Raw genomic sequence first — 11,462 nt, 5'->3', positions numbered from 1 at the left:
TGCTTTCATGATATAGAGTTGAGTAAAAACGGTCAACCTATATCAGGGACATACACATCTTCATCCTTCATCCTTCATCCTTCATCCCTTCTCCTTCATCCTTCATACCCCTCCCGTTCAACCAGTCCGACAGGTTTCTACACTTTCTTTGTACTTAGTACTTTGTACTTCGTACAATCCCCATCTTTTACACAAGCGAAATCAAAACCCATATTTTTTTTTCTATCTTGAACGCTTGTTCAACTATTGACCAATAATGAAAAAAATCTTATTCTTTTTCCTCTTTCTAGCTGCAGTATCATTATCTGCCCAAGAGCTTCAACAAAGTAACATCCCCCTCAAATACCGTAATATTGGCCCATTCCGGGGAGGTCGATCTGTAACTGCCTCAGGGGTAGTGGGTGATCCATTGACCTATTACATGGGTACGACGGGAGGAGGGGTTTGGAAAACCACCGATGCGGGACAGTATTGGCACAATATATCCGATGGTTATTTTACAACAGGTTCTGTAGGAGCAATAGCCGTTTCGGAAAGCCATCCCAGGATTGTTTTTGTGGGAATGGGAGAACATGCCCCTCGCGGCGTGATGACCTCCTACGGAGATGGAGTATACAAATCCACCGATGCAGGTGCCACTTGGAAGAAGTTAGGCTTGGAAAAAACCCAGCATATTTCCCGTATCATCATTCATCCCGAAAATCCCGATATCGTTTATGTTGCCGCACAGGGTGCTTTGCATGCGCCGAACCCGGACCGAGGTGTTTACAAATCCATGGATGGGGGAGAAACTTGGGAAAAGGTCTTGTTCGTCGATGACAAGTCAGGTGCTGTGGAACTATCGATGGACATGAATTTCCCGGACGTGCTGTACGCTGCCATGTGGGAGCATCAAAGGTTACCTTGGAAAGTCATCAGCGGTGGCCCCGGAAGTGGACTGTACAAATCTGTGGATGCAGGAAAAACCTGGAACAAACTGGAATCAGGATTGCCCAAAGAAATGGGTAAAATGTCCATTGCCGTATCTAGAGCCAACTCCAATAAAGTATATGCCCTGATTGAAAGTGATTCCGATAAAAGACAGGGAGGCCTGTTCGTCTCCGAGAATGGAGGCGATTCATGGTCAAAAGTGAGCAGCGATAACCGCTTGGTGCAGCGTGCCTGGTACTATATAGAATTATTTCCGGACCCTCAGTCCGAACACACCCTTTATGTGTTGAGTGCTCCTGCCCTTCGATCTATAGATGGCGGCAAAACCTGGGAAGTACTTCCCAGGGCTCATGGGGACTACCATGACCTTTGGATCAATCCCAACAACCCAAAAAATATGGTCATTGCTGACGATGGCGGTGCAGCCATTTCTTTTGACCATGCGCAAACATGGGCAAGACAGGACAATATGCCTACTGCCCAAATGTACCGCATCAATACCGACAACCAATTCCCTTACCGCATCTATGGCGGACAACAGGACAATACATCTTTGGTCATCAATAGCCTTGCCCTTGGCAGGGGCAGCATCACCCAAGAGCATTGGAATTATTCCGCCGGGGGTGAGTCGGCCTTTTTGGCCTTTGATCCTGATAACCCAAGGTATGTATTGGGCGGCAGTTATTTGGGTACTATCGAAGTACTCGATATGAAATCAAATGCCTCTACCAATATCATGATTGCACCCATCCAATACTTGGGCAGGGATGCTTCGGATATGAAATACCGCTTCAACTGGAATGCACCGATCATCTGGTCCCAACATGAGCCCAACACTTTTTACCACACCGCCCAACATGTACTCAAAACCCAGGACATGGGCAATTCATGGGAAGTAATTTCACCTGACCTGACCAGAAATGAAAAGGAAAAACAAGGTAAAGGTGGTGGACCCTACACCAATGAAGCCGTGGGAGCGGAAAATTATGGCACCATTGCCTATATCATTGAATCCCCTCATGAGCAGGGAGTCTTCTGGACAGGAAGTGATGATGGTCTCGTCCATCTGACCCGTGACGGCGGAAAGAACTGGACCAATGTCACTCCCAAAGGAATGCCTGAATCCTTGGTCAATGCCATCGAGATTTCTCCTCACAATCCCGCTACGGCCTATATCGCCACGACAAGATACAAGTTCAATGATTATACCCCGGCGCTTTATCGTACCACTGATTATGGAAAGACCTGGACCAATATCAGCAAAGGAATTCCCTATGGAGCCTTTACCCGAGTGGTCAGGGAAGATGACAAGGTCAAAGGTCTGCTTTATGCTGGCACTGAAACCGGGATTTATATTTCCAGAAATGACGGTAGCAGTTGGGAATCATTGCAGCTGAACCTTCCCGTGACCCCGATTACCGATCTGAAGCTTGCCCACGGGGACTTGGTGGTCGCAACATCCGGCCGCTCGTATTGGATTTTGGATGACCTGAATGTGGTCAGGGAAATGAAAACTTCAGTCGATAAACCTTTGTTGTATACGCCTGATGATGCGATTATCGGACAGTGGTATTCGTCTATGAACAGCAATTCAGCTTCTGGCACAGACCTCTTAACCGGTGTCAATCCTGCCAATGGCGTGGTGCTGTATTATCACCTACCGGAAAATATCACAGATTCAACGGCTATCCAATTGGAAATCAGAGACAGCAGCGGGGAATTGGTGCGTACGATTACCAGCAAAGCAGATCCAAAGTTTCAGGTTTATGCCGGTGGACCATCCCCTGAACCTGTATTGCCTGTGAAAAAAGGAATCAACCGTTTTGTTTGGGACATGCGATATCCGACAATGCCGGGTATTCCAACGGCCTATATTGAATCTAGTTTTAGAGGCCATAAGGCAGTTCCAGGAGAATATACCGTTCACCTCAAATCCGAGCTTGGTGACGCCCAAATCAAAGCCAAGGTGCTCGTCAATCCGCTTTTTGAAACAGATCAGCAGACTTATCTGGAGTACCACAATTTCATGTTGGGCATGGAAAAAGAACTTACTGTCATGCACAATATGGTCAACAAAGCCATGGATTATCAGCAGCAGTTGAAAGGTTTCCTGGAAAGGATCAAAGAAGATTCAGACCGCAAAGCACTTGCCGAGGCAGGTCAGCAACTGCTCAAAGAAATGCAGGCATGGGATGAGGACATGGTGCAGCGAAAGTCCCTTGCTTATGATGATGTGGAAAATTTCCCCAATAAGTTTACCGCCAATTACCTGTTTCTGATCAATCAGACTGAAAGTGACATTCCAAAGGTAAACCAAGGTTCAAGAGAACGTCATGAAGAGCTGACCGAACAATGGCAGGTCCTAAAAACCGAAGGCGAAAGAATCCTCAACAAGTCCATACCTGCCTACAACAACCTGTTGAAAGACGCTGGGATTGGCTTGTTGTTTGTTCAATAAATGATTAGGAAATAATTTAATTTTCGGCCTTTCTACATTATTCTCTTTAAAGAAGTATAACTTATCTAAAAGCCTGCTAAAGTATCAAACTAAGCATCTTCCGTCTTCCGTCTTCCGTCTTCTGTCCCTCTTCCTTCTGTCCGAAAATATTTTTTAAACTGTTCACTTTCGGGACAGTCCCGCTTATATGTGTTTTTAAACCATTATAAACCAAATACTTATATTTTTGGAATGGCTCTTGTCCTATACTTCCTACAAATAACCAAACGACAATGATGAGCTTCCTTATTTGGTGTATCCTCTTGGTATTGTGCTGGCCTTTGGCCCTACTTGCCATCATCCTCTATCCATTTGTATGGCTGATTTTACTGCCTTTCCGTCTCTTGGGCTTTGCCGTAGACCTTAGCTTTTCCTTTATCAGGAATCTGGTGATGCTGCCGTTTACTTTGGTGGGGAAAAGGGGGTGAAGGATGGATTAAGAAGGTAGAGGGTAGATTTTAGATTGTAGATTTAGGGCGTATGGAGATAAGGTAGGATTGAGGAAAGGATGAAGGAAGAAGGGTATTAAGGGATGAAGTGGTCCGTCATTCTGAATGGAGCTTCTCGTATGTCTGATATTTAGATTAACCCTTCAGCGAAATGAAGAATCTCGAAGGATTATCAGAAGGGTTCGATTTGAAAAATGTTGAAGAGTGAAAAAAACTAATCCTTGTCACTTCGCCTGCCTGCCGTGGCAGGAACGCAGAAGCCTGTCTGCCGTGGCGAAAGAAGCCTGTGACTTCCAAGGGAAGTAAAAACCTTAAGACACTCACATCGGCGACGGGGAAAGACACTCACATTGACAATGACCAAAGTAATGACCACTAAACCCTCCAAAAAAATACAACCATGAAAGCATTTACTAAAACAACATACGGCGGACCGGAAGTGCTTCGGTTGGAAGAGGTGGAAAAGCCGACTCTGAAAGAGGACCATCTATTGGTAAAGGTATATGCCAATTCTGCCAATCCTGCAGATTGGCATATCCTGCGGGGGAAACCATTTTTTGCACGCTTTTCCTTTGGACTATTCAAACCGACTGATAAAATCCTTGGGGCGGATTTTGCAGGTGTTGTGGAGGCGGTTGGAAATAATGTAAAGAATTTCAAAGTTGGAGATAGGGTATTTGGGGAGGCGCTGCAAAGCGGTGCCTTTGCGGAATATGTATTGGCCCCTGCTACGGGCTGTGGACATATGCCTGCGGAAACTGGCTTTGATGTGATGGCGGCTGTGCCCATAGCGGGTGTTACCGCCTGGCAAGCCATCGTGACCCATGGAAAACTCCAAAAAGGAGAATCGGTTTTGATCAATGGTTCCTCAGGTGGCGTAGGTCATTTTGCGGTTCAGATCGCCAAGGCCTTGGGTGCTGAGGTTACTGCAGTATGCTCCAACCGCAACATTGATTTTGTGGAATCCCTAGGTGTCGATAAGATTCTGGCTTACGACAGGGAAAATATCCATCAACACACCCAAAAATACGACCTCGTCATCGATACCCATGGTAACCTCACCTTCAAGGATTACAAGCGATTGGGAAAAAGAGGCGTGATGGTGGGTTTTACGACCATGGGTCTTATGATTTCGGTACTGCTTAAAAGGGCTTTGAGTAAATATCCTTTGGCACAGTTTACCGCCGAGGCCAATACCCAAGATTTGAATACCTTGACCTCCTTGATCCAAGCAGGAAAAGTCCAACCCCATATTTTTAAGACCTATCCTTATCTGGATATTCCCAAAGCCATTGGTTATATAGAATCCATGCGGACCAAAGGGAAAGTGGTGATGGTGTGGGAGTGAGGAGATTTAAGAATTTAGAGGGTAGATTTTAGATTTGGGAATGGAATCGGATAAGTCGGTTCATTTGGTAGTTGCAATAAGGGAAATTGGATTTTTTTAACACATAAGATATCTAGCTCAAATAGAATAAAAGGATGATACCGGAGTTTGGAAACTCCGCACTCAGAGGTCACGAAGCCTGAGTCTTCGGACAACTTCAGACATCCGAAGGTTTCTCATCAGTAGCCCCATGGGGGCTTAAGATATAATAGCCCCGGGCAAGGTGCTTGGATATGCTTTCGGTATCTACTAAACTTCATGCACCGCCGCCCGGGGAATTGATAGTGACGAATAGGCAATTTCGGGACGGGGGAGTTTCAATTGGAACAGGAACCTTGATCCCGAAATGGTCGGAAAGTTTGTTGATTAGGGAGGGGGATTTTTTACCATATAGTTAACAAAGACCAAAAGGATGTGATACCGGATTTTGGAAACTCCGCACTCAGGGGTTATGAAGCTACAAGCTTAGGACAACGGGAAACTCAATTTTGGAACACAGATTTATTCGGACTTTTTAGTGAGTGACCTCCAATTTAGTTTTTTATCATGTCCTCTCTTACTTTTTTGCTTGACCAAAAAAGTAACAAAAAAGTCAAGACAATGGAAACCTATCCACGCGCAAGGCCAATGCCGGCCCGGTCTCCCGCAATTCTGCGGGACAGGCTATTGTCTTCCTTCCCACTATCCTACAGAATTAAGGTGGGAGTTCAAATCAAGTTTTTTTTTGCAGCCCTAAAGAACCTGTTTCGAGAATCGGGAGGCTGAATATTAATAGCCCCGGGCAAGGTGCTTGGATATGCTTTCGGTATCTACTAAACTTCATGCACCGCCGCCCGGGGAATTGATAGTGACGAATAGGCAATTTCGGGACGGGGGAGTTTCAATTGGAACAGGAACCTTGATCCCGAAATGGTCGGAAAGTTTGTTGATTAGGGAGGGGGATTTTTTACCATATAGTTAACAAAGACCAAAAGGATGTGATACCGGATTTTGGAAACTCCGCACTCAGGGATCACGAAGCTAAAAGCTTCGGACAACTTCAGACATCCGAAGGTTTCTCATCAGTAGCCCCATGGGGGCTTAAGATATAATAGCCCCGGGCAAGGTGCTTGGATATTCTTTCGGTATCTACTAAATTTCATGCACCGCCGCCCGGGGAATTGATAGCGACGAATAGGCAATTTCGGGACGGGTAAGATTCAATTGGAACAGAAACCTTGGTCCCGAAATGGACGGAAAGTTTGTTGATTAGGGAGGGGATTTTTTACCATATAGTTACCTTAGACCAAAAGGATGTGATACCGGAGTTTGGAAACTCCCCACTCAGAGGTCACGAAGCTACAAGCTTCGGACAACGGTTCCGGCAAATACCCAGACTTTGGGGATTGGGTGAAGGAGTAAAAATGGTAACTTGCCAAAAACTTGGAATGCACATGGATTTAGATGAATTGAACAGACATATTTCCAAAATTATTGAAGAACAGAATCGCAAAGCTGTACAGGGTTTTGAGGGTTATTCCCCGGAGGATATGAATGCAATCCTGTATGATACCTTTGGCGCAAATAGTCCTCTTGAGCTCCAAAAGCTGTCAGCTTCTGATTACCAGAAGATTCCCATGCTCAACCTGGTAAAATACCTGTGTCATGAGATTGAAAAAGCCGGGCAGGTAAAACTCACCGCAAAAGGGTTTTTGCCTACCAAAATGGTAAAAGACCTGTATGGACAAGGCTTTATTACCGAAGAGTTTATAGAATCAGGCCTCTACAAACTCTATAAAGAGACAGACTCCGAATCTGTTCATTTGGCAAAAATCTTAGTTGAACTCTCGGGCATAGCCAAAAAGCGTCTTGGGAAACTCAGTCTTACCAAAGCAGGGAAGAAAGTAGTTCAGGACGACTTTGAATTGCTGAAACTATTGATCGATACTTTTAGGAATAAATTCAATTGGGGCTATTTTGATGGGTATGAACAAGTGCCTATAGGCCCATTGGGATTTGGATTTACCCTGATACTCTTGTCCAAATATGGGGAAGAGAAAAGACGGGATACCTTTTATGCAAAGAAGTACTTTGAAGCCTTTCCGCTTTTACTGCAAGACTTGCAACCAACCCGGGACACTTTGGAGGAATATGGTGCCAAGTGCTATTCCCTCAGGACATTTGACCGTTTTTTGAAATACTTTGCTTTGGTGGAAATAGAAGATGAAGGGAATATCTTGGATCATCTGAAGTACATCCAAAAAACCGAGTTGTTGGATAAACTGGTAAAAGTGGTAGCACCCAAAGGATAGACTGAAGCATACATTTCTGTGATGACAGCGGTTAAAAATCAAAAAGCAGGTATTTGAGGAAGGTTTTTTTGAGGTCAATCGTTTTTCACAAAATGAGGTGCAATAGGCAAAACCCATCAAATCCCGACAGTCCACGTCAATAGTTTGTATGATACTTTTAAGCTGCACATCTTGCAGCCTTGGAGGTGGGAGAAAAAATCAGGATTTTGCAGGAGGAAGCAATTTATAAGTTTATTGATCTGCTTACTTCAAGGATTGTGATCAAGTTTGATCCGGAGTCGGAGAGTTTGGGGGATTTTTTTGGGATTATGTGGAGAATTGATTAAAAATACCCTGAACAGGGTATTTTTAATCTTAATTTTATTAAGCTATTTGTGAAATGATTATTTCTTTAAAAAACTGTGATTGAAAATAATTCCATTCCTGTTATTGACATATTTGCGGGTCCGGGGGGACTTGGTGAAGGATTTTCTTCTCTATTGAATGACAATGGTGAAAGAATATTCAAAATCAGGTTATCTGTAGAAAAAGATCCACATGCACACCAGACTTTAAAACTCAGAAGTTTTTTCAGAGAATTTAATATTGGTCAGGTACCGGATGATTATTACGCTTTTATAAGGGGTGAAATTACCTTTAACGAATTATATGAAAGATATCCTGAGCAGGCGGCTGCCGCTAATGCAGAGGCATGTTGCGGGACATTAGGAGAACCGGATGAAGGAGATACCTATGCACTGACAAATGAAGAAGTAGATAATAGAATTCAGGTTGCTTTGGATGGTAGTGCCAATTGGGTCTTGATTGGAGGGCCTCCATGCCAGGCATATTCATTAGTAGGCAGATCAAGAAGACAGGAAAAAATACTTGATGAGGCTAAAGATAAAAGGGTTGGTCTTTATAAAGAATATTTACGAATAATTGCAGTTCATAAACCTGCAGTTTTTGTGATGGAAAATGTAAAAGGAATATTATCTGCTAAAACAGAAGAAAACCAGATTTTCAACAAAATTCTCGATGATCTTTCTGATCCTGTAGGTGCTTGCATTTTTGAGGGAGAAATAACGGATAATAACCAGCCTCATGTTCAATATAAAATATATTCACTTACCAAGCTACCTGATAATTACGATATAAATAGTAACCCGGTATTTAAACCAAGTGATTTTATAATAAAATCTGAAGAATATGGAATACCACAGAAAAGGCATCGGGTTATTTTGTTAGGTATTCGGGAAGGTGTTCCAGTTCCTGAGAACGTCTTGCGAAGACAAGAGGAAGTTTCTCTTTCATCTGTTATTGGCAAACTTCCTGAAGTAAGAAGTGGTATAACCCGGGAGTTTACTCATTTTACTATTGGAACAGATGTAGATGGTAAACTTAAAAAAAAGAGACATTATAGAAAAATAAATGACTCTTTTGAAAAATGGTCTGCATACATGGAGGGATTTAATAATCAGATCAATAATATCCTCGGTATTGAGCAAGAACAACCAGTAGATTTTCCAGAAATATTGGGTGCAGAATTTCTCCCGATTGAGGGGCCTGATTTGCCAGAACATCACCCTCTTTTAAGTTGGTATTCAGATGATAATCTAAGGGGATTACTTCATCATATCTCACGTAAACATTTGCTTCAGGATATTAAAAGGTACCTGTTCGCAAGCCGCTATGTTGAACAGCATGGTAAGTTTCCAAGATTGGAAGATTACCGACTAGCAGGAGAAGACCTTATGCCTGATCATGAGAATGCTGAATCAGGAAAATTTACAGATCGTTTTCGGGTGCAGTTACCAGATATCCCGGCGACTACAGTAACAAGCCACATATCCAAAGACGGGCATTACTTTATTCACTATGATCCGAATCAGAGTAGAAGTTTTACGGTGAGAGAAGCAGCCCGTGTACAGACATTCCCTGACAACTATTATTTCTGTGGTGGAAGAACTCAACAGTTTCATCAGGTGGGAAATGCTGTCCCTCCTTACCTGGCATATCAGATAGCAAAGGTTGTAGCTGAGATATTTACTCAAATTTCAATACAAAATAATCAAGGTAATGAAGCAGTTAGAGCCATCTGATAAAAACCAGAATATATATGCAAAGCTACTCATTATAGCAGATAGCGAGCAAGATCGTGTAATTAAAAGTATACCTCAAGAAAACCCGGCTGGTTGTTTTGTAATATTAATGGAAATTACGAGAATGTATGATTATCTACATTTTGGGCCAAAAGATGAAATTGAAAAATTTGGGTTATCATTTCAGGAAATTGATGTTTTAAAATCAGGCTGGAACTTGGCTGCCTCAATTCTATTTAAACCGATCAAGCAGTTTTCAGGTATTCCTATAATGGAGAGTACTCATAAATTAAGAATCTCTGCTATTAGTTTGCTATACCAATTTGGATGTATAACACTATTAAGACGTACAGCAGAAATGGTGAAATCTGGTATTTTAGTTTCAGACTCTAGTGAGGGAAATATTTTTAAATTTTCAATGAGCCTCGACGGGAAAGCTCAGTTTCTGGATGAAATGGAAAATTCATACTTAGAAAACCTAGAGGATATATTGGAACAAAATGAGAAGAATTTTTATAATGGATGGGAACTGGTTAATTATGATAATGTTAATACGATTTTTCAAAATTCTGGTAGCTTTTTATCAAAAAGACCTGGTGATCGGTTTTCTTCATTGAAATTAGAAGATCTCGAATCTAAAATGACTCCTTTATTAAAATTATGGGATTCTGGTAAAGGCATTATGATGGGATACGATTCAACAGAAGAACTTGATTGGCATTTTATGGCAATATCGACAAATGCTTTAGCAGAATGGAGAGATGAAGCAGGGATACATCCCAATCTAAAAATAGAAGGAGTTGAGGTTTCTCATATTATAGCTGTAATAATGTGTCTTGTAAGTTTTGATCTGAAACATATTAAATTCTCATCCATAGCAGCAGAGATGGAAAAAGAAATATTGATATTCCAAAGTTTGACCATATGGTGTTCTCTTACAGATCTGATAAATGATATATCTGATTTTACGAGAATTGAAAAGAGAATTATAGAACAAGTATTTAAGATAATCTCTTTTAAAGCCAATGATGCAGCTCTTATAAGAAATCATACATCCAAATTTATGCCTTTGATCATAGACTTGGAGAATAATTTTGTCCTTCGTCCTGTTTCAGGTATTGTAAGAAATCCTCTCAATACATTGAAAGATCTATTGATACTAAGAAACCCCAAACTGACAGCAGAATTTAATAAAGATCGGGAATCATGGCTTAGAAACTACTTATATGCTATGTTTATGGGGACAAGATATCATAGAGTTGATGGAAATATAGCTTTACGTATCGACAAAAAATTTATTACAGATATTGATGCTGTTATTTATGATAATGTAACAGGGGAGCTTGCATTGTTTCAGATTAAATGGCAGGATTATCATTTAAATGATGTAAAAAAACTTAGAAGTAAAGCAAGTAACCTAACAAAGGAGTTAGAAGTATGGACAAAAAAAGTTTATTATTGGATTTCCAGTCAGGGAGTAGATCAGTTGGCTTATAATCTTAGATTCCCAAAAAATAAAAAGGTGTCTGAATCTAAGATTTATTTATTTGGCCTTTCTAAAAATGCAGCTCGTATGAAAGGGTATGGTTTCGAGTTGAAAGAAAAAAGAATTGCTGTCGGTACTTGGGCTCAATTTAAAAGAAACAGAACTGAAATTGGGCCATCTAAAAGTGTTTTTGATAATCTTTTTAATGCATTAAAGGATCAAGAAAACGCAGTGGTGGAAGCAATTCCTAAACCTGTTACATTTAAAGTCTCTGATAAGGAATTTTATTATAAAGATCTGTGGAATGTAGCTGAAGACAATAAAAAATAGAAAATTATATA

The 11,462-nt window shown here is 41.6% G+C and carries 6 protein-coding genes; all 6 read left to right on the top strand.

Annotated elements, in window-relative coordinates:
* Positions 1 to 256: 256 nt before the first annotated feature.
* The 6 genes from HMJ38_RS24100 (at position 257) to HMJ38_RS24075 (ending at position 11,451) form a co-directional block, all read left to right on the top strand.
* Positions 257 to 3,388 carry a VPS10 domain-containing protein gene (locus HMJ38_RS24100; protein WP_194977007.1) on the top strand — a complete coding sequence of 1,044 codons (3,132 nt, stop codon included), beginning with the start codon at positions 257 to 259 and terminating at the stop codon, positions 3,386 to 3,388.
* Between the two features lie 272 nt (positions 3,389 to 3,660).
* Positions 3,661 to 3,855 (top strand): hypothetical protein, encoded by a 195-nt coding sequence (locus HMJ38_RS24095; protein ID WP_194977006.1) that lies wholly within the window; start codon positions 3,661 to 3,663, stop codon positions 3,853 to 3,855.
* A gap of 421 nt (positions 3,856 to 4,276) precedes the next feature.
* Complete coding sequence (locus HMJ38_RS24090; protein WP_194977005.1) at positions 4,277 to 5,224, top strand: NAD(P)-dependent alcohol dehydrogenase; 948 nt, start codon at positions 4,277 to 4,279, stop codon at positions 5,222 to 5,224.
* Between the two features lie 1,280 nt (positions 5,225 to 6,504).
* Positions 6,505 to 7,554, top strand: coding sequence for a hypothetical protein (locus HMJ38_RS24085; RefSeq protein ID WP_194977004.1), 1,050 nt, complete (start codon positions 6,505 to 6,507; stop codon positions 7,552 to 7,554).
* Positions 7,555 to 7,955: 401 nt separating this feature from the next.
* Positions 7,956 to 9,635, top strand: a complete 1,680-nt coding sequence (locus HMJ38_RS24080) for a DNA cytosine methyltransferase (RefSeq protein WP_317174591.1) — start codon at positions 7,956 to 7,958, stop codon at positions 9,633 to 9,635.
* Positions 9,613 to 11,451, top strand: coding sequence for a hypothetical protein (locus HMJ38_RS24075; RefSeq protein WP_194977003.1), 1,839 nt, complete (start codon positions 9,613 to 9,615; stop codon positions 11,449 to 11,451). The genes HMJ38_RS24080 and HMJ38_RS24075 overlap by 23 nt, the downstream gene beginning before the upstream one ends.
* Positions 11,452 to 11,462: the final 11 nt, after the last annotated feature.

The organism is Aquiflexum lacus, from assembly GCF_015476655.1.
GTDB classification, from domain to species: Bacteria; Bacteroidota; Bacteroidia; order Cytophagales; family Cyclobacteriaceae; genus Aquiflexum; species Aquiflexum lacus.
Note: the sequence above shows the minus strand (reverse complement) of the source record. Positions and strands in the feature narration are given on the sequence as shown.

Bases quoted from the DNA above. Each gene is read 5' to 3' on its own strand.
- HMJ38_RS24100 (WP_194977007.1), top strand. From the start codon at position 257: ATGAAAAAAATCTTATTCTTTTTCCTCTTTCTAGCTGCAGTATCATTA.
- HMJ38_RS24095 (WP_194977006.1), top strand. From the start codon at position 3,661: ATGATGAGCTTCCTTATTTGGTGTATCCTCTTGGTATTGTGCTGGCCT.
- HMJ38_RS24090 (WP_194977005.1), top strand. From the start codon at position 4,277: ATGAAAGCATTTACTAAAACAACATACGGCGGACCGGAAGTGCTTCGG.
- HMJ38_RS24075 (WP_194977003.1), top strand. From the start codon at position 9,613: ATGAAGCAGTTAGAGCCATCTGATAAAAACCAGAATATATATGCAAAG.